Source organism: Novosphingobium panipatense (genome assembly GCF_900182875.1).
Classification (GTDB): Bacteria; Pseudomonadota; Alphaproteobacteria; order Sphingomonadales; family Sphingomonadaceae; genus Novosphingobium; species Novosphingobium panipatense.
In genome coordinates, this window is record NZ_FXUI01000007.1 from 34419 (window position 1) to 55714 (window position 21296).

The window sequence follows — 21296 nt, forward strand, 5'->3', positions numbered from 1 at the left end:
AGCGCCTGGAACTTCGCCCGTTTTCCCTTCAATCGGCCGCGCCGCCTTCTCGCTTCGGATAGGCTGCCCCGACGTGTGCCTCGCCTCGCATGGCAGCGAGCGTCTCCTGACGATGACGCTCCCGGTACGTTGCCCTCTGCTCGTCCGTCCGCTCGCCGTGGCAAGCGGGACAACTCACACCCTCCTCGTAAAGCGATGATACGCGGTCTTCATCGCTCACCGGTCGGCGGCAGGCATGGCAAAGGCCGTAGCTGCCCTGCGACAGCCCATGCCCGATCGTCACGCGCTGGTCGAAGACGAAGCACTCACCCCGCCAGAGGCTTTGCTCCTGTGGCACGGTCTCAAGATACTTGAGAATGCCCCCCTTCAGGTGATAGACCTCCTCGACACCTTCCTGCTTCAGGAACGCCGTCGACTTCTCGCAGCGGATGCCGCCTGTGCAGAACATCGCAACTTTTGTCTTGCCATCCGCGAGAAGTGTTTCGCGTTCCTGCCTGAACCACGCCGGAAAGTCGCGGAAGCTGCGCGTTTCCGGATCGACCGCCCCCGCGAATGTGCCGACGGCGACTTCGTAGTCATTCCGCGTGTCGATGACGATCGTATCCGGATCGGAGATGAGTGTATTCCAATCCTCCGGTTCGACGTAAGTGCCGACACTCGCCTGAGGATCGATGCCTTCTTCACCCATCGTGACGATCTCGCGCTTGATGCGCACCTTCATCCGATGGAACGGCATTTGCACCGCCTCCGAATACTTTACGTCCACGTCCACGCAGCCCGGCAACGAGCGCACGTGGCCAAGCACCGCCTCGATGCCGCTCCGGCTGCCTGCAATTGTGCCGTTGATGCCTTCTTGCGCCAGCAGCAACGTCCCGCGAATACCGTTTTCGCGGCAAACAGCGTCGAGCGGTGCCTTGAGGGCCAGCGGATCGTCAAATCGTGCAAAACGGTAGAGCGCGGCCACGCAAAGGCGCGGCGGTGTCAGTGTGTCGGAGTCCATGGCGCGCATCTAGCGCCAAATGCCCGCGATGCCAAAGAGCACCTCAGTAACCCAGATCCTTCACCGGAGCGTCGAAGAAATTGATATCCTCCACGGTGAACCATCCCAGCGCGTAATTGGCGTAGTAGAGGCCGAACAGCACGGCAGCCAGCACCGTTGCCCGCTTGGCTACAAGCATAGGCCGGAAGTTCACCGGAGCGCTGTCTGCGTGCCCTCGTCCCACTACGTGGCCATCCACCTCATCGGGTGTTCTCAGTCCAATCGGCAGGACGATGAAGGCGCTCATCACCCAGAAGAGCACGTAGATCGCTGCGATTGAGGTCCAGTTCATTGCCATCGGTCCTAATCCTCCAGCAGCAGCACCTGGACCTGTGGCTTCTTGCCGGACCAGCGTGTCGCCGCCCGCCGTGCCGCAAGCCGTGCAGCCTCGGCCCGTCCATCGCGATCCGCCTTCTTCGCTCGCGACAGCGCCTCGGCCACGTCGCGCTTCGCCTCCTCGATGAAAGCGGGATAGTCCTCGTCCAGCGGAAGCCCCACCGCGGACACCTCCACGTGCCCCTTCCGGTCGGCGGCGACCGAAACGACACCGTTGAAGGCGATGCGGCGGCGCATGACGATCGCCTCTCCATCCGCCGGCGCAATGATGTCGCCGTCCAGTACGAGCCGCCCGGACCGCACTTCGCCAAACTTTCCGGGCTGAGTTGGCGCCAGTCGCACCAGGTCGCCATTCTTCTGGAAGATTGCCTTCCGAATGCCACTCGCCAGGCCAAGCCGCGCCTGTTCCTTCATGTGACGGATTTCGCCATGCACAGGCACGAGTATATCGGGCCGCAGCCAACCATACAGCGCTTCGAGCTCCGGGCGACCCGGATGGCCTGACACGTGAATCGGGCTCTGCCGGTCGGTCACGATGATGATGCCCGCATCAGCCAGACGGTTCTGGATGCGCCCGATCTGCAGCTCATTGCCTGGAATCTGGCGGCTGGAAAAGAGGACGACATCGCCCTTGTCCAGTTTGATGGGATGACTGCCGTCCGTGATCCGGGCCAGCGCTGCACGTGGCTCACCCTGTCCCCCCGTCGCCACGATCAGGACGTCGCCGCGCGGCAGATCCATGGCGGTGTCAGGATCAACCAGGTCCGGCAAGTCCCTCAGGTAGCCGCACGCCTGCCCCGTCTGGATCATCCGATCCAACGACCGCCCGGCAACGCAGAGCTGACGCCCCGTCTTCCTTGCCACGTCCCCCAGCGTCTGAAGCCGCGCCACGTTCGAGGCGAAAGTGGTCACCAGCACCCGTCGCCCGGCATGCTTCTTCACTTCAGCCAGAAGGCCGCGATAGACTTCGCCTTCCGAACCGGACGCTTCCGGATTGAACACGTTTGTCGAATCGCACACAAGCGCGAGCACGCCCTCGTCGCCGATCGCGGTCAGTTCAGCCTGAGTCGCCGGCGTACCGATCTGCGGCTCGTCGTCGAGCTTCCAATCGCCTGTGTGGAAGATCCGTCCGTACGGCGTCTCGATTAGAAGCGCGTTGCCCTCTGCAATGGAGTGCGCCAGCGGGACATACCGCACGCCGAACGGACCCAACTGGAACGTCTCGAGATCCTCGATCACGATCAGTTCGACTCTATCCAGTATCCCCGCCTCTTCCAGCTTTGCCGCCACCAGCCTCGCCGTGAACGGCGTTGCGTAAAGAGGCACCCCCAGATCCTCAGCGAAATAGGGCACCGCGCCGATATGGTCCTCGTGCGCGTGAGTCAGGACGATGCCGAGAAGGTTTTCGCGCTCATTTTCTATGAACTCGAGATCGGCGAATACGAGATCGACACCAGGGTATTCGTTACCCGAGAACGTCATCCCGAGATCGACCATCAGCCACTTGCCCTGGCATCCGTAGAGATTGACGTTCATGCCGATCTCGCCCGATCCGCCAAGCGCGCAAAACAGAAGTTCCTTACCGGGAATCACTTGGAAGCTGCCCTTTCGGCAATGATTGCGAGACCGTCGATCGTGAGATCCGCGTCGACGGCATCGAAGATTTCAGTCGCCTCATCGAACAGAACGGCCAGTCCGCCCGTAGCGATCACCTTGGCCGGCCTTCCGATTTCGGTTCGGAGGCGTGCGATAAGCCCCTCCATCATCGCCACGTAACCCCAGAAGACGCCAATGAGCATCTGGTCCTCGGTGTTGCGACCGACCACGCTTGTACTTTTCGGGGCTTCGATCGCAATCCTCGGCAGCTTCGCCGTGTTCCCGACCAGCGCGTCAAGAGACAGGTTGATACCGGGTGCTATGATGCCCCCCTTGTACGCGCCATTGAAGTCGACAACGTCGAATGTCGTGGCGGTCCCGAAATCCACGACGATAAGATCACCACTGTGTTTCGCGTGGGCCGCCACCGCGTTGATCGCGCGATCCGCCCCCAGGGAGCGCGGTTCATCGACATCGATGTCGATGCCATATTCCGCCCGCCCCTGCCCGGCGACCAGTGGCTCGACGTTGAAGTAATGGCGGGCGAGGATCTCGAGGTTGTGCAGCGCCCGAGGCACTACAGTGGAGATGATGATCTGAGTGACCGCATCAGCCTTGACGCCGCGAATGGCGAGAAGCTGCATCAGCCAGACGGCGTATTCATCCCCGGTGCGCCGCGGATCCGTCGCTATCCGCCAGCGGCCGCGAATGCTGCGGCCCTCGTGCAAGGCGAAGACGACATTGGTATTGCCGGCATCAATGGCGAGAAGCATCGGTCTTGAAATCCTCACGCTCAGGTGTTCGGAAGTACAACGTCGCCTGCGTGGATGACCCGGATGGACCCGTCATCCAGTTGAAGCAGCAGGTTACCATCCTCGCTCAATCCCGCGAAGCTACCCTCGACCGCGCCTTCTCCCGGCGGTAAAACGGTTAAAGCAGCGCCCTTTGGGTGCGCCACACTTTGCCAGCGCCGCAGCAGTGGAGCAAGCCCTCCATGCCGCCAGCGCTGCAGTTCCCGTTCGAATGAGTCAGCCAGTGCCCGGGCAAATTCATCGCGCGTTGGCGCAGGGCCGCCTTCCGCCAGCGCCGCCGTCCGCCGCCCGGCGACTTCAGGTGCGTGCCGGATGTTGACCCCCACACCGATCACCACAACGCCATGGATCATTTCCAGGAGAATACCGGCGGCCTTCCCTCCTCTGAATAGGAGATCGTTCGGCCACTTCAACATCAATCCTTCGGGCGCGAACAGGGCCGCAGTCTCATGGACCGCGACCCCGCTCAGCAGTGCGAGCGAGGCCGGTGCGGGGTCCGCCGAGGTCACTCGGACGACGGTGGACCCCATGAAGTTACCCGCGTCACCGTCCCACGAGCGCCCGAGACGACCCCGTCCCGCCGTCTGCCGATCCGCCACCAGCCAGTGCCCTTCGGGCACGCGGTCCCCAGCGGCGAGGCGCCCAGACAGCTCCGCGTTTGTCGAGCCGGTCTCGGCGATTACCTCGATCAAAGCGCTTGGAACAGAGCGGTCGCCGCCGTGTCGGTGAGACCCTGCAGCCAGCCACTCGCGAGATAGCCCAGTGGCGAGATGAACACGCAGGTCACCACCAGGATGGCCTTGTGCCAGATGTCGTTCTCACCCTTCACCGCATCGGCCGGCTCATCGAAGTAGATGACCTTGACGATCTTCAGGTAGTAGAACGCGCCGATGACAGAAGCCGCAAAGCCCAGGAAGGCGAGCGCCATCATGTCGGCATCCACAGCCGCCTTGAACACGAGGAACTTGCCCCAAAAGCCGAACAGCGGCGGAATACCAGCAAGGCTGAACATCACGATCGCCAGAGCCAGCGCCAGGCCCGGACGGGTACGCGACAGGCCCGAGAACTTTGCAATCTCCTCGACCTGGTTGCCGTTCTCGTCCTTGAGCATCAGCATCGCCGCGAAGCCCGCCACCGTCATGGCAATGTAAAGCACGAGGTAGAACAGCATGGCCGAAGCGCCCTGCACGTTCGCCGCAGCAAGGCCGATCAGAATGAAGCCGACGTTATTGATGGACGAATAGGCCATCAGACGTTTGATGTTCTTCTGCCCGATCGCGCCGAGTGCGCCGACCACGATCGACGCCAGAGCGACGAACACGATGATCTGACGCCAGGCGTCCACCTGGTCTCCGAACGCGCCCAACATCACACGCATGGTCAGGCCGATGGCGGCCACCTTGCCGGACGTCGCGAAGAACTTCGTAACCGGAGTGGGTGCGCCTTCGTAGACGTCAGGCGTCCACATGTGGAACGGAACGGCGCTGATCTTGAAGGCCAGGCCGGCGAGGATAAAGACGATGCCGAACAGCGCGCCGGTCGACAGGCCCCCCGCGAGAGATGCATCTATGCCCGAAAAGGCGGTCGTGCCGGTGAAACCGTAGGTCAGGCTCATGCCGAACAGCAGAATGCCCGACGCCAGTGCACCCAGAACGAAGTACTTGAGCCCGGCTTCTGCCGAGCGGTCATCCGTCCGCGCGAACGAGGCAAGGACATAGGCTGCGAGCGAGTTCATCTCGAGGCCGATGTAGAGCGCAAGGAGGTCACCCGCCGACACCATCATGCCGCTGCCCAATGCCGCAAACACGATCAGCACCGGGAATTCCGGACGCATTGCGCCCAATCGGTTGAGGAACGCCGGGGCAACCACAAGAGCCGATGCGGCTGACAGGTAGATCAGGATCTTTGCAAAGCTCGAGAAGGCATCGGCGTGAACCTGCCCGAAGAACGCGGCGTAGTCCGGCCCCATCGCCCCCTGACACAGGGCGGGCGCGACGAGGAACGACGCTCCCACCAGCGCCGCGACGGCAAGGATCGAAATGAGGCGACTTGCCTTGTCACCACCCCAGGCGGCGATCAGGAGCAGGATAAGGCCTGCAATGCTCAGCGTTTCTTCCGGCGCGATAAGGCGCAGGGAGTGCGACCAGTCCATCAGTGTGACCCCCCATGCGCACTATCATCCGTGTGCGCAGGTTTAACTTTTCCAGGTGTAGGCGCGCTGTCGCCCTGCGGCTTTGCACGGGCAAGGCGGGCATCGAGCGCGGCAATGTCGGCGCGCATCGGAGCGATGAAGCTTTCCGGATAGATACCCATCCACAGGGCGGCCAGCGCGAGCGGCACGACCATGGCCAATTCCCGGCCGTCGAGATCCGGCATGGCGGCTGCATCGGCGTTCTTCTGCTCGCCGAACACGACCCGGCGGTACAGGTAGAGCATGTAGGCCGCGCCAAGGATGATACCCGTCGTGCAGATCAGCGCCGCCCAGGTCGAGACCTGGTAGATGCCTCCCAGGCTCAGGAATTCACCGACGAACCCGCTCGTACCCGGCAGACCAATGGATGCCATCGTGAACAGCAGGAAGAACAGTGCGTAGCGCGGCATGTTGATCGCAAGTCCGCCGTAGCGGTTGATTTCACGCGTGTGCAGACGGTCGTAGATGACGCCGACACAAAGGAACAGTGCACCCGAAACGAGGCCGTGGCTGAGCATCACGAGCATAGAGCCTTCGAGACCCTGCACGTTGAAGGCGAACAGGCCGATCGTGACGATCGCCATGTGCGCGACCGACGAATAGGCGATCAGCTTCTTCATGTCGCTCTGCACAAGCGCGATCAGCGACGTAATCACCACCGCAGCCATCGACAGGCCCCATACCAGCGGCGCGAAGTAGACCGAAGCCTCCGGGAACATCGGCAGCGAGAAGCGAATGAACCCGTAACCACCCATCTTCAGCAGCACACCCGCCAGGATGACCGACCCGGCCGTGGGCGCCTGAACGTGCGCAGCCGGAAGCCAGGTATGGACCGGCCACATCGGCATCTTCACTGCAAAGCTGGCGAAGAACGCGAGCCAGAGCCAGTTCTGGGCCGAGGGCGGGAAATCGTAAGCCATCAGTGTCGGGATATCGTTCGTGCCTGCGGTATTCACCATCCACAGCATCGCCACCAGCATCAGCACCGAGCCGAGGAGCGTGTACAGGAAGAACTTGTAGCTTGCGTAGATGCGATCGGCCCCACCCCAGATCCCAATGATGAGGTACATCGGGATCAGGCCGGCTTCAAAGAACATGTAGAACAGGAAGATATCCTGCGCCATGAACACGCCGAGCATGAGCGTTTCCACTGCAAGAAACGCCGCCATGTACTCGCCAACGCGCTTCTCGATCGAACGGCTGGCACCGATGCAGATCGGCATCAGGAACACCGACAGCATGATCAGCAGCAACGCGATGCCATCGATGCCGAGCGCCCATGAGAACCCGGAGAAGATCTCGAGCCGTTCAGTGAACTGCCACTGCGGTCCACCGATGTCGAAATTCGCCCAGAGCACCACGCCGAGGGCAAGGTCCACGAGGGTAGCGAGCAGCGCAACTGTGCGCGCTGCTTTGGCTTCAAGAAAGAGGCAAGCCAGCGCCGCTGCCAGCGGCACGGCCAGCATCAGGCTGAGGATCGGAAAACCACTCATCATCTTATCCCGCGATCACCCAGCTGATGGCGCCGACAAGGCCCAGCAGCATGACAAGAGCGTAGCTGTACAGATAGCCCGACTGGACCTTCTGCGCGTAAGTCGAACCCCGTGCGACGACAGCCGCCGCGCCGTCCGGACCGAACCGGTCAATGATGCCGATATCAAGCACCTTCCAGAACACCTTGCCGAGCCAAAACGCGGGTTTGACGAAAATGGCATTGTAGAGCTCATCGAACATCCACTTGCGGTACACGAAGGTGTAAACCGGACCGAGTTGATCGGCGACTGCTTTGGGGAACGAGGTGTTCTTGATGTAGCCGTACCACGCGGTCAGCAGGCCCAGCGACATGACCGTGAACGGAGTCCACTTCACCCAGGTCGGCACGCCGTGCATGGCGTGGATGAGGTGCTCGTGGAAGACCAGCGAGCCCTTCCAGAATTCACCCTCTCCGTCAGAGATGAAGGCGTCGTGGAAGATGTAGCCCGCAGCTACGGCACCAACCGAAAGCAACAGCAACGGCAACAGCATGACAAGCGGGCTCTCGTGCGGATGATAGCCGCCCGTACCGTCACCGGCAGTATCCACCGCATGATGCGCCCCCCCTTCCGCGTGGCCACCGTGGCCGGCGGCGTGCGCGTCATGGCGATCCGTCATCTCGCCCGCATCCTCCTCGGCCGGCGCACCACGATGCTCATGGTCGTCACGACCATGCGCATCGTGAACCGCGTGCTGGATGTGCTCCGACTGGATCCAGCGGGGCTTGCCGAAGAAGGTGAGGAAGACGAGGCGCCACGAGTAGAAGCTCGTCATCAGCGCAGCGGCGATGCCCATCCAGAAGGCGAATGTGCCGACCGAAGTGCCAGAGCCGAAGGCCGCCTCGAGGATCGCGTCCTTCGAGTAGAACCCTGCGAAGCCCACGAAACCGGCAATACCGACCCCGGTGATGGCGAGCGTGCCTGCGGTCATGGTCCAGAACGTGATCGGGATGTGCTTACGCAGCGCACCGTAGAACCGCATGTCCTGCTCATGATGCATGGCATGGATCACCGAGCCGGCACCAAGGAACAGGAGCGCCTTGAAGAACGCGTGCGTGAACAGGTGGAACATCGCCGCGCCATAGGCGCCCACACCCGCCGCAAAGAACATGTATCCCAGCTGCGAGCAGGTCGAATACGCGATCACGCGCTTGATGTCCCACTGGGTGCAGCCGACGGTCGCAGCGAAGAAGCAGGTCGCGGCACCGACGACGGCGATGACGTTCATAGCGGTTTCGGTCTGCTCAAACATCGGCGACAGACGACAAACCATGAAAACACCGGCCGTGACCATCGTCGCAGCGTGAATTAGCGCCGAGACCGGCGTGGGCCCCTCCATGGCATCAGGCAGCCAGGTGTGAAGACCCAACTGAGCCGACTTGCCCATAGCGCCGACAAACAGCAGGAGGCACAGCACCGTCATGGTGTCGAACCGGGCGCCGAGGAACCCGATCGTAGAGCCCGCCATCGAAGGCGCGGCTTCCAGGATTTCGGGGATCGATACCGTGCCGAAGACAAGGAACGTGCCGAAGATGCCGAGCATGAAACCAAGGTCGCCAACGCGGTTCACCACGAACGCCTTGATTGCTGCAGCGCCGGCTGAGGGCTTGCGGAACCAGAAGCCGATGAGAAGATAGGACGCCAGGCCCACGCCTTCCCAACCGAAGAACATCTGTACGAGGTTGTTGGCGGTCACCAGCATCAGCATGGCGAACGTGAAGAGCGACAGATAGGCGAAGAAACGCGGCTGATCCGGCTCCTCGCTCATGTAGCCCCAGGAGTAGAGGTGAACGAGAGCCGAAACCGACGTGATGACGACGAGCATGACCGCCGTCAGGGAGTCGACGCTCAGCGTCCAGTCGAACGTCATCGTGCCCGAGGCGACCCACTTGAGGACATGGACCTCATAGGCTGCCCCAGCTCCCCCCAAAAACGAGAGGAAGATCGGCCACGACAGCGCACAAGCGACGAACAGCGCACCGGTTGTCAGCACCTTGGGCACCACCAGGCCGAGAGACTTGTTCCCCAGCCCGGCGACGAGAGACGCCAGCAGCGGCAGGAAGACGATAAGGAGGATAGACACGACCTTACCCCTTCATCCGGTTGACGTCGTCAACGGCGATGGTGCCGCGGCCACGGAAATAGATCACGAGGATTGCAAGCCCCACCGAAGTCTCGCCGGCAGCCACCGTCAGCACGAACATGGCGAAGATTTGGCCAGTCAGGTCCTGAAGGAAGGCGCTGAAAGCGACAAAATTTATATTCACCGCAAGCAGGATGAGCTCGATCGCCATAAGGATGACGATGATATTCTTGCGATTTATGAAGATGCCGAGAACGCCGAGCACGAAGAGGATCGAGCTCACCACGACATAATGTTCGACGCCGATCACAGCTGAACCCCCTTGCCGGATTCCGGCTTGACGTTGACCGTCGCCTCATCCGGTCGACGCATATTTTGCTTCCGGATGTTCTGGACACGGGTGCCGCTGCGTTGACGCAGGGTCAGGACAATCGCGCCCACCATCGCCACGAGAAGGATCACGCCTGCAGCCTCGAAGAGAAACAGGTAGCGGCTATAAAGCAGCGCGCCGACCGCTTCGATGTTCGAGAGGCCTGCTCCTGCTGCGGCCGTGCCATCCGGCGTGCCGAGGTCCAGCGACCCGGCTCTGTACGCGCCGATACCGAGCACGATTTCCGCCAGCAGCACAAGCGCCACAAGGGCGCCGAACGGCAGGTACCGGACAAAGCCAGCGCGCAGTTCGGCAAAATCGATATCGAGCATCATCACCACGAAGAGGAACAGCACGGCGACGGCGCCCACATACACGATGACAAGCAGCATCGCGATGAACTCGGCCCCCGTCAGAACCATGAGCCCGGCGGCGTTGAAGAACGCGAGGATCAACCAGAGCACCGAGTGCACCGGGTTGCGCGCCAGAATGGTGATCGCGCCGGAGCCGACGGTCATCACCGCGAAGAGATAGAAGGCGATTACGTGAATCATGGAGCCCTGTTTCCTTGCGCGCGCCGGTTAGCGGTACGGTGCATCGGCTTCAAGGTTGGCAGCGATCGCGCGCTCCCACTTGTCCCCGTTCGCCAAGAGCTTGGCCTTGTCATAGAGCAGTTCCTCGCGCGACTCCGTCGCATATTCGAAGTTCGGGCCCTCGACGATGGCATCCACGGGGCACGCTTCCTGACAGAACCCGCAGTAGATGCACTTGGTCATGTCGATGTCGTAGCGCGTGGTGCGACGCGAACCGTCGCTGCGCGGGGCTGCCTCGATCGTAATCGCCTGCGCCGGACAGATCGCTTCGCACAGCTTGCAGGCAATGCACCGCTCCTCGCCATTGGGATAACGGCGAAGGGCATGCTCGCCGCGAAATCGGGGTGAAAGCGGGTTCTTCTCGAACGGGTAGTTGATGGTCGCCTTGGGCTTGAAGAAATACTTCAAGGTCAGCCAGTGCGCCTTCACGAACTCCCAGAGCGTGAAGCTCTTGATGAGATATCCGACGGTCATGCGAAGTGTCCGGTAGCCATGAGGTAGCCGCTGACGATCACAACGAACAGCAGCGAAACGGGGAGAAAGACCTTCCAACCCAGTCGCATCAACTGGTCGTAGCGATAACGGGGAACCGTCGCCTTCACCCAGCTGAACACAAAGAAGAAGAAGAAGACCTTGAGCAGGAACCAGACGAAGCCCGGGACCAGGTAAAGTACGGGAATGTCGAGCGGCGGGAGCCAGCCACCCCAGAACAGCGTCGCATTGAGCGCGCACATCAGGAGCACGTTCGCGTACTCACCGAGCCAGTAGGCTGCGAACGCCATCGACGAGTACTCGGTCTGATAGCCAGCGACGAGCTCGGATTCGGCCTCGGTAAGGTCGAAGGGAGCACGCTGCGTTTCCGCCATGCCGGAGATCAGGAACAGTACCCACATCGGGAACAGCAGCGGATTGAATACAAAGCCGTTGACGATGCCGAAGAGATGGCCCTTCTGCGCCAAAACGATGCCGTTCATGTTGAAGGTGCCGGCCCACAGGACGACACAAATCAAGATGAAGCCGATGGAAACTTCATACGAGATCATCTGGGCCGACGCGCGCATCGCCGAAAAGAACGGGTACTTCGAGTTCGACGCCCAGCCCGCCATAATTGTGCCGTAGACGCCCAGCGAACTGATCGCGAAGACGTAGAGCAAACCGACGTTAATATCGGCCAATATCGCGTTGGAATTGAACGGAATTACAGCCCAGGCCATCAGTGCGACGGTGAACGTCACCACCGGCGCAATAAGGAAGAGGCCCTTGTTCGCCGCCGAAGGAACGATGGTTTCCTGCAGAAAGACCTTGAGCCCGTCAGCGAAGGATTGCAGCAGACCGAAAGGCCCGACCACGTTCGGCCCACGGCGCAGCGCCATTGCGGCCCAAATCTTACGGTCGACGTAGATGATCATCGCCACCGCAAGCATGAGCGGCAGCGCAATGAGCAGGATGCCGCAGATCGTCGAGACGAACCACGCCCAGTCGTAGGACATCCCGAGAGACTGGAAGAACGGGGTCATTCCGCTGCCTCCGCAAAGTCCTCACCATGCAGCAGCTCGGCCGAGCAACGCTGCATCGTCGCGCTGGCGCGGGCGATGGGGTTGGTCATGTAGAAATCCTTGATCGGATAGGCAATCGCACCCGAAGCCGAGCCGCCGCCCGACGGAAGCGCGCTTCCGTAGTCGGCCAGGCCCTCAACACCGAGCGCCGGCACAGCAGCCACCATTGCGGCGCGAAGTTGCTCGAAGCTGTCGAAGCCTACGGTCACGCCGAATGCATCTGCCAAAGCCCGCAGGATCGTCCAGTCTTCGCGAGCGTCGCCGGGCGCAAAGACCGCCTTGTCCGACAACTGGACGCGGCCTTCTGTGTTCACGTAGGTTCCCGCCTTCTCGGTGAAGGCCGAGGCTGGCAGGATGACGTCTGCGGCATGAGCGCCCTTGTCGCCGTGATGACCGATGTAGACGATCATCGAATCCGCGAAGCGGGTGTAATCCACTTCATCCGCGCCAAGCGACAGGAGAACTTTCGGCTTCGCCGCGATAAGGTCGGCAACGCCGCCCTGCTGAGCATAGCCCAACATCAGGCCGCCCATGCGCGACGCTGCCAGATGGAGCACGTTGAAGCCGTTCCAGGCAGTCCCATCCTCCAGCGTGCGCACCAGGTTGAACTGCCCGGCCAGCGACAGGCCGGCCTGCAGACCCCCGCGGCCAAGAGCCGCACCGCCAAGGATGATGGCTGGCCGCTTGGCACCGGAAAGTACCTCGACCACGTGCTGCGGAAGGCTCCCCATTACCGAGAGGTCCTCACCGAGGAACTCGCCGCCGAACGTGGTCTCCCACTCCGGCCCGATGAGGAAGACACGCGCGCCGCGCTTGACCGCCTTGCGCAGTCGCACATTCACGGACGGCGCTTCCCAGCGCACCATCGATCCAACGATCAGGACGGCGTCAGCCGTCTCGATCCCGTTGAAGGTGCTGTTGAAGTTGACGGCTGCGAGACTGGACGTGTCGTAGTCCATCCCCGTCTGGCGGCCCTCGAGAAGAGTCGAACCCAGCGCACCCAGAAGAGCCTTGGCTGCGAACATCGTCTCGCAATCAACCATGTCGCCCGCAACAGCGGCTATGGAGGCGCCCGGATTTAGCGTCGAAAGGGCTGCGAAGGCCTCGTTCCACGTTGCTGGCACGAGCTTGCCGTCGCGGCGCAGGAACGGCTTGTCCAGGCGGCGCTTCATGAGACCGTCCACCTGGAAACGAGCCTTGTCGCTCAGCCACTCCTCGTTGACGTCGTCGTTGTTGCGCGGAAGCACGCGAAGGACTTCGCGGCCACGTGCGTCGATCCGGATGTTGGCGCCGGTCGCGTCCGAAACGTCGATACCCAGCGTCTTCTTCAGTTCCCAAGGGCGGGCTTCGAAGGCGTAGGGACGGCTGGTAAGCGCGCCGACCGGGCAAAGATCGATCACGTTCGCGCTCATCTCATGCCTTGCCGCATGTTCAAGGTACGTGGTGATCTGCATGGATTCGCCGCGATACAGCGCGCCGATTTCATCGACGCCCGCAACCTCCTCGGAGAAGCGGACGCAACGGGTGCAGTGAATGCAGCGCGTCATCGTCGTCTTGATGAGCGGCCCCATGTACTTGTCCGTCACAGCGCGCTTGTTCTCGTGGTAGCGCGAGCCGCCGCGGCCGTAGGCGACAGACTGGTCCTGCAGGTCGCACTCGCCGCCCTGGTCACAAATGGGGCAATCGAGGGGGTGGTTGATCAGGAGGAACTCCATGACCCCTTCCCGCGCCTTCTTGACCATCTCGGAGTCGGTGCGGATTTCCTGGCCTTCGGTGGCCGGCAGCGCGCAGGAGGCCTGCGGCTTGGGCGGCCCCGGCTTCACTTCGACCAGGCACATGCGGCAGTTGCCGGCGATGCTCAGGCGCTCATGATAGCAGAAGCGCGGGATTTCCTTGCCGGCGAGTTCGGCGGCCTGCAGCACGGTGGCGCCTGCAGGGACGTCGATCTCGACGCCGTCTACTTTGACCTTGGGCATTATTCAGCTGCCTGTTGCAGAGATCCGTGCCGCTCTTCGATGCGGCGCTCGATCTCGGGACGGAAGTGGCGGATGAGGCCCTGGATCGGCCACGCGGCGGCATCGCCGAGTGCGCAGATCGTATGGCCTTCGACCTGCTTGGTGACCTGCTGCAGCATGTCGATCTCCTCGACATGGGCATCGCCGGTGCGCAGGCGTTCCATCACGCGCCACATCCAGCCGGTGCCTTCGCGGCACGGAGTGCACTGGCCGCAGCTCTCATGCTTGTAGAAGTACGAAATGCGGCTGATGGCGCGGACGATATCCGTGGATTTGTCCATGACGATAACGGCAGCGGTGCCCAGGCCCGAACCGACCGCTTTCAGACCGTCGAAGTCCATCGGCGCGTCCCAGATGTCGGCGGCCGGGACCAGCGGAACCGACGAACCGCCAGGAATGACCGCCAGCAGGTTGTCCTTGCCGCCGCGAATGCCGCCGCAGTGACGCTCGATCAGTTCGCTGAACGGGATCGACATCTCTTCCTCGACCACGCAGGGACGATTCACGTGCCCGCTGATCTGGAAGAGTTTGGTGCCTTTGTTGTTCTCGCGACCAAACGAAGAGAACCACGACGCGCCTCGCCGCAGGATCGTAGGGGCGACCGCGATCGATTCCACGTTGTTCACCGTGGTTGGACAGCCGTAAAGACCTGCTCCGGCCGGGAACGGCGGCTTCAGGCGGGGTTGACCCTTCTTCCCTTCAAGGCTCTCGATCATCGCGGTTTCTTCACCGCAGATGTAGGCTCCCGCACCGCGGTGCACGAAGACGTCGAAGTCGTAGCCCGAACCGGCGGCGTTCCTGCCAAGCAGCCCCGCCGCATAGGCTTCCTCACGTGCCGCGAAGAGCACTTCGGCCTCACGGATGTATTCGCCGCGGATGTAAATGTAGGCCGCGCGCGCACCCATCGCGAAACCGGCCACCAGCGCGCCTTCGAACAGAAGGTGCGGGTCATGGCGCATGATCTCGCGGTCTTTGCACGAACCCGGCTCGGATTCGTCGGCGTTGATCACGAGGAAGCTGGGCTTTGGATTGCCGTTCTGATCGAGCGGCGGCTGCTTGGGCATGAAGGACCACTTCATTCCGGTGGGGAAGCCCGCACCGCCACGGCCCCGCAGACCCGAGGCCTTCATCTCGTCGATGATGGCGTCGCGTCCGCGCGCGATCAGATCCTTGGTGTTGTCCCAGGCTCCGCGCGCCTGCGCTTCCTTCAGGTTCCACGGCTGGAAGCCGTAAACATTGGTGAAGATGCGGTCCTTATCGAGGAGAGCCATTACCACTCACTCCGATAGTCATGGTTTTCGGTCCTCATGGCTACAAGGCTCGTTGGCTCACCGACCGGTTCGACCGTGTGGCGGGCCGGATCCTGCGTTCCTGCCTTGGGCGTCTCGCCGCGCAGCAGTGCCTCGAGCACCGCATCGAGGCGGTCGGGGGTCAGGTCCTCGTAATTGTCGTCGTTGATCTGGACCATCGGAGCCGAAGCACAGTTGCCCATGCACTCGACCTCGGTGAACGACCAGATGCCGTCGGCCGTGGTGGCGCCCTTCTTCATTCCACGCGCCTTGCACGCATCGATGAGGTCGTCCGAGCCACGAAGCATGCACGGCGTCGTGCCGCAGACCTGGACATGGAAGCGTCCGATGGGCGCAATGTTGTACATCGTGTAGAACGTCGCCACCTCGACGACGCGGATAATGGGCATGTCGAGTTGGGCCGCGACATATTCCATCACGGGGATCGGCAGCCAGCCCTGGGTGTTCTCTTGGGCGCCGACCTGCCGCTGGGCGAGGTCAAGCAAAGGCATCACTGCCGAGCGCTGGCGCCCTTCGGGGTAGCGCGCGATGATTTCTTTCGCCTTCGCGGCGTTCACCTCAGTCCAGGCGAAGTTACCCCAACGCGCCCTCAATTCGGGCGTATCGGGTTCGATATAGCGGTCAGCCATGCTTACCTCTGCGCTTCAGCCACTGGTCCTGGCCGAAAAAGAAAATCTCGAAGCCGCCGATGGCCGTCGCGAGCATCGCGATAATCGGCGAGGGCACGATCCCGAGCCAGAGAACCGCGAAATACAACGTGACGAGGAAGAGCCCCGTCAGCGTTGCCCAGATCCGGATCATCTCGACCGTGTTGAACTTCGTCATAGGTCCCGCCCCTTCCCGCTCAACGGATGAATTCGACGCGCGAACATTTGTCGCCTTCGAAGCTGTAGACGGCCACTACGTCGAACGGCTCAACCAACTCCGAACCGTCGGTCGCGGGGCCGCGCGTCACATGCTCGCGCATGAGCACGTAGGCACCGATCTCCTCGGCGGTGATGATCTCGGCGCTGTTCTGCGGCCAGCGCTGGAACGCAGCCGCCAGTCCGGATCGGGTTCCTTCCCGGCCTTCGCGAACAATGGCGCCGCGATAGCTGGCCTCGCAGGCGTCGTCCGTCATGTACGAGACGTAGAGATCGGCGTCCTGGGCATTATACGCCGCGATCATGGCTTTCGCCGTGTCAAGGTTGCTCACCGGTCGCACTCCCCGAACACGACGTCGATGGCGCCCAGAATCGCGGTAGCGTCCGGAAGCATGTGTCCCTTCGACATGAAGTCCATGGCCTGGAGGTGACTGAAGGCTGTGGGTCGGATCTTGCAGCGATACGGTTTGTTCGACCCGTCCGACACCAGATAGACGCCGAATTCACCCTTGGGGCTTTCCGTCGCCACGTAGACTTCGCCTGCGGGAACATGGAAGCCTTCGGTGTAGAGCTTGAAATGATGGATCAGCGATTCCATCGAGCTCTTCATCTCGGCGCGCTTTGGCGGCACGACCTTGCGATCCGTAGAAGCGACCGGCCCTTCCGGCATTTCCGCCAGACACTGCTTCATGATTCGAGCCGACTGGCGCACTTCCTCGACGCGAACCATGAACCGGTCATAGCAGTCCGAGTTCGTGCCGACCGGGATCTCGAAGTCCATGCGATCGTAAACGTCGTAGGGCTGTGCCTTGCGGAGATCCCAAGGAATGCCTGCCGCGCGGATCATGGGGCCGGAGAAGCCCCATGCCAGCGCATCCTGCTTGGATACCTTGGCGATGTCGACATTGCGCTGCTTGAAGATGCGGTTGTCGACCACAAGACTCATCGCGTCTTCGAACAGCCGCGGAAGCCGCGTGTCCAGCCAGTCGCCGATGTCGGCAAGCAGCTTCAGCGACACGTCCTGATGGACGCCGCCCGGCCGGAACCACGCCGCGTGCATGCGCGCACCCGAAGCGCGCTCGTAGAAGTTCATGCAATCTTCGCGCAGTTCGAACAGCCACAGGTTCGGCGTCATAGCGCCCACGTCCATGACGTGTGAACCCATGTTGAGCATGTGGTTCTTGATCCGCGTCAGCTCCGCGAAGAGCACGCGCAGATACTGCGCACGCAGCGGAACCTCCAGGTTCAGCAGCTTCTCGACCGCCAGAACGTAGGAATGCTCCATCGCCATCGGCGAGCAGTAGTCGAGGCGGTCAAAGTACGGCAGCGCCTGGAGATAAGTCTTGTGCTCGATCAGCTTTTCGGTGCCGCGGTGAAGCAGCCCGACATGCGGATCGATCCGCTCGATGATTTCGCCGTCAAGCTCCATGACCATGCGCAGCACGCCGTGCGCAGCCGGGTGCTGGGGGCCGAAGTTGATGGTGTAGTTGGTGATGACCTCGTCGCCGGTCGTGGGCGACTGTTCAAGCTGCATGCTCATCTTCAGCTTCCCTCCGGCGCCGGGCCGGTGCCTTCCTTGGCGGCTGCGCCTCCGGTGGCGCCACGATCGGGACGGCTGCCGGTCGGATCCGGAGCCCCTGGCTCGTTTTTGCCGGTGGTGACCGGTGCGGGATCGCCCTGCCCTTCGCCGGCGACAGTTCCGGTCGATGCGGCAGGCGCCACCTTCTCGGCCGCCTTGTCATTGGCCTTTTCACCCGCACCGGTGTCAGCCTTTGAGTCCGTCACCTTCTTTTCGACGACGGGCGGAGGCGTTGCGGCTTCCGCCGCCTTCTCGTCGCCGGGGAGCACGTAATCCGCACCTTCCCACGGGCTCATGAAGTCGAAGCTACGCAGATCCTGCGAGAGGCGGACCGGTTCGTAAACGACCCGCTTGTCCTCTTCCGAGTACCGCAGTTCGGTGTACCCGGTGAGCGGGAAATCCTTGCGGAAGGGATGCCCTTCAAAGCCGTAGTCGGTGAGGATACGGCGAAGGTCCGGGTTGCCGGCGAAGATGACGCCGTACAGATCGAAAACTTCACGCTCCAACCACCCGGCATTGGGCCACAGGGTCGTGACCGTGGGAACAGGCGTGGTTTCGCTGGCGGCCACCTTGACGAGCAGACGATGGTTCTTCGTCACGGACAGCAGCATGTAGACGACTTCGAAACGCTCAGGCCGCGACGGGTAGTCAACGCCGGCGATTTCCATCAACTGCTGGTACTGGTGATCGTCACGAAGGATGCGCAACGCTTCCTCGATCTCGTCGCGCGGGACGGTGAGCACGATTTCGCCGTGCTCCTCCTTCGAGGCGACAACCTTCGAGCCCAGCGCGGCTGCGAGCGTATCCAGCACGCCCACGTTCGAGCTGATCTTCGGCGCGGAATGCAAAACGGGCATCTGGTCCTTACCTCTCGACAGTGCCCACGCGGCGGATCTTCCGCTGAAGCTGCATCACGCCATAGAGCAGCGCTTCGGCACTCGGCGGGCAGCCGGGTACGTAGATGTCCACTGGTACGATACGGTCACAGCCGCGCACCACCGAGTAGCTGTAGTGATAGTAGCCGCCGCCGTTGGCGCAGCTTCCCATCGAAATGACATACTTGGGCTCGGACATCTGGTCGTAGACCTTGCGCAACGCAGGCGCCATCTTGTTGCACAGCGTGCCGGCAACGATCATGACGTCCGACTGGCGAGGCGAAGCGCGCGGGGCGGCGCCAAAGCGCTCCATATCATAGCGAGGCATATTGACGTGGATCATCTCGACCGCGCAGCACGCGAGGCCGAAGGTCATCCACCACAGCGAACCCGTGCGGGCCCACTGGAACAGCTCTTCCGTTGATGTGACCAGGAAACCCTTGTCGGACACTTCCTGGTTGAGGTCCTTGAAAAACGACTGGTCCGGCGGCGTGATCGCGCCACCGGCTGCCAGAGGCTGGCCTGCTGAGTTAACGAGCGTGCTCATTCCCAGTCCAGAGCTCCCTTCTTCCATGCATAGGCGAGGCCGATGGTCAGTTCGCCGAGGAACACCATCATCGTCAGCCAGCCGGCCCAGCCGGTCATGTCGAGCGAGACGGCCCAGGGAAACAGGAACGCGGCTTCCAGGTCGAAGATGATGAAGAGGATCGCCACCAGGTAGAAGCGCACGTCGAACTGGCTGCGGGGATCCTCGAACGCGGGGAAGCCGCACTCATATTCACTGTTCTTGTCGGCGTTGGGCTGGTGCGTGCCTGTCAGCCGGGCGACGCCCAGCGGCAGGAACACGATCACCGAAGAAAGGCCCAGCGCGATCACCAGGAAGATGAGGATCGGCAGGTATTGCGACAGATCGGTCAATGGTCTCTTGCCTTCTTACCGCGGATGCGACGTCGGCGGACTCGTAAAGGTCATGGGAGTCCGTCAAGTTGAGGCGCTCTTAGGCCCACAAACCGCTCGTCGCAAGGTGTAGCGGAGCATTAATCCGACCACCTGCGTTGCAGCGCAGCAGCTAAGTCCGTGCAACGCTGCCGTTTCCGTGATCATACGGGGCAATGTGTCGGGCCGTGCAATCTTTTGTTCGAATTCCGCAAGCGCCTTTTGCGAATAGGTCGCGGCTAGCGAGCGTACGGGCTCACGTGATCCGGCCGGGCGATACCGCGGTCTCGCACACTGTCGCCTCATTGCAATTGATGCAGCGCAACATTATTCGACGAGGCAATCATAGTCGATAAGTTTGAAAGGCACGCAAATGGCCCAGCTCTCCGCGTCAGATCCGATCGTCATCCTCTCTTATGCGCGCACGCCCATGGGCGGTCTTCAAGGTGCTCTTGCCGATGTCTCCGCCACGGATCTCGGCGCGACCGCAGTGAAGGCGGCGGTCGAGCGTGCCGGCGTGGCAGGCGAAGACATCGAGCGTATCTACATGGGCTGCGTGCTCCCGGCAGGACTGGGCCAGGCTCCCGCGCGCCAGGCTGCTATCAAGGCCGGTCTGCCCAAGTCCGTGCAGGCCACCACGGTCAACAAGGTCTGCGGTTCAGGTATGCAGACCGTCATCATGGGCGCAGAGGCACTGGCGGCGGGCTCGCTCGATTTCGTCGTGGCCGGTGGCATGGAGTCGATGACCAATGCGCCATACCTGTCGAAGAAGCATCGCTCCGGTGCCCGTGCCGGACATGACACCATCTACGACCACATGTTCCTCGATGGCCTGGAAGATGCCTACGAAGGCGGTTCGATGGGCTCTTTCGCGCAGGTAACGGCGGATGAGTACCAGCTCACCCGCGAACACCAGGACGATTACTCGATTGAATCGCTTCGGCGTGCGCAGGAAGCCATCAACTCCGGCGCCTTCAGGGATGAGATCGTCCCGGTCACCGTTAAAACCCGCAAGGGCGAACTCGTCGTCGACACTGACGAGCAGCCCGGCAAGGGCAACCCGGACAAGATCCGCGCCCTGCGGGCGGCGTTCGCCAAGGAAGGCACCATCACCGCCGCCAGCTCAAGCTCCATCTCGGACGGCGCTGCAGCCGTGGTTCTGACGCGCAAGAGCGTGGCCGAAGACAAGGGGCTTTCACCCGTCGCAGCGATCGTCGGCGTCGAGGCCCATGCACAGGAGCCTTCGAAGTTCACCACGGCACCCGTCGGCGCCATCACCAAGCTTTTGAAGAAGATCGGCTGGGATCTCGGCGACGTGGACCTCTTCGAGGTCAATGAGGCATTCGCATGCGTCGCCATGTTCGCGATGCGCGACCTTGGCATTCCGCACGACAAGATCAACATCCATGGCGGCGCTACTGCGCTTGGTCATCCGATCGGGGCTTCGGGCACCCGCATCATCGTCACCCTTATCAACGCTCTGAAGGAAAAGGGCATGAAGAAGGGCGTGGCGAGCCTGTGCATCGGTGGCGGCGAAGCTACGGCCATTGCCGTGGAACTTGCCTGACTTTCCCAAGCCCATCGTGAAAACCCCCGCCGTTTCGGCGGGG

Annotated in this window: 22 protein-coding genes; 1 reads left to right on the forward strand and 21 read right to left on the reverse strand. The window is 62.0% G+C overall.

From position 1 onward, the window contains the following. Positions 1–28: 28 nt before the first annotated feature. Genes trhO through QOL62_RS12300 form a run of 21 tightly spaced genes read right to left on the reverse strand, consistent with a single transcriptional unit; the run spans position 29 to position 19668 of the window. Positions 29–1000, reverse strand: a complete 972-nt coding sequence (gene trhO, locus QOL62_RS12200; RefSeq protein ID WP_283406460.1) for an oxygen-dependent tRNA uridine(34) hydroxylase TrhO — start codon at positions 998–1000, stop codon at positions 29–31. Between the two features lie 43 nt (positions 1001–1043). After that, complete coding sequence (locus tag QOL62_RS12205) at positions 1044–1331, reverse strand: DUF1467 family protein (protein ID WP_283406461.1); 288 nt, start codon at positions 1329–1331, stop codon at positions 1044–1046. Between the two features lie 11 nt (positions 1332–1342). Then, positions 1343–2968 (reverse strand): ribonuclease J, encoded by a 1626-nt coding sequence (locus QOL62_RS12210; protein WP_283406462.1) that lies wholly within the window; start codon positions 2966–2968, stop codon positions 1343–1345. After that, positions 2965–3744: a type III pantothenate kinase gene (locus QOL62_RS12215; protein ID WP_283406463.1), complete on the reverse strand. Its 780-nt coding sequence runs from the start codon at positions 3742–3744 to the stop codon at positions 2965–2967. Before QOL62_RS12215 ends, QOL62_RS12210 begins: the two co-directional genes overlap by 4 nt. A gap of 20 nt (positions 3745–3764) precedes the next feature. Continuing rightward, positions 3765–4475: a biotin--[acetyl-CoA-carboxylase] ligase gene (locus tag QOL62_RS12220; RefSeq protein ID WP_283406464.1), complete on the reverse strand. Its 711-nt coding sequence runs from the start codon at positions 4473–4475 to the stop codon at positions 3765–3767. Continuing rightward, a complete protein-coding gene (nuoN, locus tag QOL62_RS12225) occupies positions 4472–5935 on the reverse strand; it encodes an NADH-quinone oxidoreductase subunit NuoN (protein ID WP_103730599.1) in 1464 nt (487 codons plus the stop codon). The genes QOL62_RS12220 and nuoN overlap by 4 nt, the downstream gene beginning before the upstream one ends. Next, the gene (locus QOL62_RS12230; RefSeq protein ID WP_283406465.1) at positions 5935–7467 is read right to left on the reverse strand and encodes an NADH-quinone oxidoreductase subunit M; all 1533 of its coding nucleotides are present in this window, start codon (positions 7465–7467) and stop codon (positions 5935–5937) included. Before QOL62_RS12230 ends, nuoN begins: the two co-directional genes overlap by 1 nt. Positions 7468–7471: 4 nt before the next feature. Beyond that, the gene (gene nuoL / locus QOL62_RS12235; protein WP_283406466.1) at positions 7472–9589 is read right to left on the reverse strand and encodes an NADH-quinone oxidoreductase subunit L; all 2118 of its coding nucleotides are present in this window, start codon (positions 9587–9589) and stop codon (positions 7472–7474) included. A 4-nt stretch (positions 9590–9593) separates the two neighbouring features. After that, positions 9594–9899 (reverse strand): NADH-quinone oxidoreductase subunit NuoK, encoded by a 306-nt coding sequence (nuoK, locus tag QOL62_RS12240; protein ID WP_103730597.1) that lies wholly within the window; start codon positions 9897–9899, stop codon positions 9594–9596. Beyond that, complete coding sequence (locus QOL62_RS12245) at positions 9896–10513, reverse strand: NADH-quinone oxidoreductase subunit J (protein WP_283406467.1); 618 nt, start codon at positions 10511–10513, stop codon at positions 9896–9898. Before QOL62_RS12245 ends, nuoK begins: the two co-directional genes overlap by 4 nt. A 27-nt stretch (positions 10514–10540) precedes the next feature. After that, the gene (gene nuoI / locus QOL62_RS12250; RefSeq protein ID WP_103730595.1) at positions 10541–11026 is read right to left on the reverse strand and encodes an NADH-quinone oxidoreductase subunit NuoI; all 486 of its coding nucleotides are present in this window, start codon (positions 11024–11026) and stop codon (positions 10541–10543) included. After that, positions 11023–12069, reverse strand: a complete 1047-nt coding sequence (nuoH, locus tag QOL62_RS12255; RefSeq protein ID WP_283406468.1) for an NADH-quinone oxidoreductase subunit NuoH — start codon at positions 12067–12069, stop codon at positions 11023–11025. The genes nuoI and nuoH overlap by 4 nt, the downstream gene beginning before the upstream one ends. Continuing rightward, a complete protein-coding gene (gene nuoG, locus QOL62_RS12260) occupies positions 12066–14084 on the reverse strand; it encodes an NADH-quinone oxidoreductase subunit NuoG (RefSeq protein ID WP_283406469.1) in 2019 nt (672 codons plus the stop codon). Before nuoG ends, nuoH begins: the two co-directional genes overlap by 4 nt. Further along, on the reverse strand, positions 14084–15394 hold the full coding sequence (gene nuoF / locus QOL62_RS12265) for an NADH-quinone oxidoreductase subunit NuoF (protein WP_103730592.1): 1311 nt from the start codon (positions 15392–15394) through the stop codon (positions 14084–14086). Before nuoF ends, nuoG begins: the two co-directional genes overlap by 1 nt. Then, positions 15394–16062: a complex I 24 kDa subunit family protein gene (locus tag QOL62_RS12270; protein WP_283406470.1), complete on the reverse strand. Its 669-nt coding sequence runs from the start codon at positions 16060–16062 to the stop codon at positions 15394–15396. The genes nuoF and QOL62_RS12270 overlap by 1 nt, the downstream gene beginning before the upstream one ends. Beyond that, positions 16055–16258, reverse strand: coding sequence for a hypothetical protein (locus QOL62_RS12275; protein WP_283406471.1), 204 nt, complete (start codon positions 16256–16258; stop codon positions 16055–16057). The genes QOL62_RS12270 and QOL62_RS12275 overlap by 8 nt, the downstream gene beginning before the upstream one ends. Positions 16259–16277: 19 nt before the next feature. Continuing rightward, positions 16278–16628 (reverse strand): nuclear transport factor 2 family protein, encoded by a 351-nt coding sequence (locus tag QOL62_RS12280; protein WP_103730589.1) that lies wholly within the window; start codon positions 16626–16628, stop codon positions 16278–16280. Further along, positions 16625–17836: an NADH-quinone oxidoreductase subunit D gene (locus tag QOL62_RS12285; RefSeq protein WP_103730588.1), complete on the reverse strand. Its 1212-nt coding sequence runs from the start codon at positions 17834–17836 to the stop codon at positions 16625–16627. Before QOL62_RS12285 ends, QOL62_RS12280 begins: the two co-directional genes overlap by 4 nt. A gap of 2 nt (positions 17837–17838) precedes the next feature. Further along, positions 17839–18732 carry an NADH-quinone oxidoreductase subunit C gene (locus tag QOL62_RS12290; RefSeq protein WP_283406472.1) on the reverse strand — a complete coding sequence of 298 codons (894 nt, stop codon included), beginning with the start codon at positions 18730–18732 and terminating at the stop codon, positions 17839–17841. Positions 18733–18739: 7 nt separating this feature from the next. Next, complete coding sequence (locus QOL62_RS12295) at positions 18740–19297, reverse strand: NuoB/complex I 20 kDa subunit family protein (protein ID WP_103730586.1); 558 nt, start codon at positions 19295–19297, stop codon at positions 18740–18742. Further along, entirely contained in the window at positions 19294–19668 is a 375-nt protein-coding gene (locus tag QOL62_RS12300; protein WP_103730585.1) for an NADH-quinone oxidoreductase subunit A, read from the reverse strand. Before QOL62_RS12300 ends, QOL62_RS12295 begins: the two co-directional genes overlap by 4 nt. 391 nt (positions 19669–20059) lie before the next feature. Here QOL62_RS12300 and QOL62_RS12305 point away from each other — a divergent pair, with 391 nt between their 5' ends. After that, positions 20060–21253: an acetyl-CoA C-acyltransferase gene (locus QOL62_RS12305; RefSeq protein ID WP_283406473.1), complete on the forward strand. Its 1194-nt coding sequence runs from the start codon at positions 20060–20062 to the stop codon at positions 21251–21253. Positions 21254–21296: the final 43 nt, after the last annotated feature.

Bases quoted from the DNA above. Each gene is read 5' to 3' on its own strand.
- trhO (WP_283406460.1), bottom strand. From the start codon at position 1,000: ATGGACTCCGACACACTGACACCGCCGCGCCTTTGCGTGGCCGCGCTC.
- QOL62_RS12205 (WP_283406461.1), bottom strand. From the start codon at position 1,331: ATGAACTGGACCTCAATCGCAGCGATCTACGTGCTCTTCTGGGTGATG.
- QOL62_RS12215 (WP_283406463.1), bottom strand. From the start codon at position 3,744: ATGCTTCTCGCCATTGATGCCGGCAATACCAATGTCGTCTTCGCCTTG.
- nuoN (WP_103730599.1), bottom strand. From the start codon at position 5,935: ATGGACTGGTCGCACTCCCTGCGCCTTATCGCGCCGGAAGAAACGCTG.
- QOL62_RS12230 (WP_283406465.1), bottom strand. From the start codon at position 7,467: ATGAGTGGTTTTCCGATCCTCAGCCTGATGCTGGCCGTGCCGCTGGCA.
- QOL62_RS12245 (WP_283406467.1), bottom strand. From the start codon at position 10,513: ATGATTCACGTAATCGCCTTCTATCTCTTCGCGGTGATGACCGTCGGC.
- nuoI (WP_103730595.1), bottom strand. From the start codon at position 11,026: ATGACCGTCGGATATCTCATCAAGAGCTTCACGCTCTGGGAGTTCGTG.
- nuoH (WP_283406468.1), bottom strand. From the start codon at position 12,069: ATGACCCCGTTCTTCCAGTCTCTCGGGATGTCCTACGACTGGGCGTGG.
- nuoG (WP_283406469.1), bottom strand. From the start codon at position 14,084: ATGCCCAAGGTCAAAGTAGACGGCGTCGAGATCGACGTCCCTGCAGGC.
- nuoF (WP_103730592.1), bottom strand. From the start codon at position 15,394: ATGGCTCTCCTCGATAAGGACCGCATCTTCACCAATGTTTACGGCTTC.
- QOL62_RS12270 (WP_283406470.1), bottom strand. From the start codon at position 16,062: ATGGCTGACCGCTATATCGAACCCGATACGCCCGAATTGAGGGCGCGT.
- QOL62_RS12275 (WP_283406471.1), bottom strand. From the start codon at position 16,258: ATGACGAAGTTCAACACGGTCGAGATGATCCGGATCTGGGCAACGCTG.
- QOL62_RS12285 (WP_103730588.1), bottom strand. From the start codon at position 17,836: ATGAGCATGCAGCTTGAACAGTCGCCCACGACCGGCGACGAGGTCATC.
- QOL62_RS12290 (WP_283406472.1), bottom strand. From the start codon at position 18,732: ATGCCCGTTTTGCATTCCGCGCCGAAGATCAGCTCGAACGTGGGCGTG.
- QOL62_RS12295 (WP_103730586.1), bottom strand. From the start codon at position 19,297: ATGAGCACGCTCGTTAACTCAGCAGGCCAGCCTCTGGCAGCCGGTGGC.
- QOL62_RS12305 (WP_283406473.1), top strand. From the start codon at position 20,060: ATGGCCCAGCTCTCCGCGTCAGATCCGATCGTCATCCTCTCTTATGCG.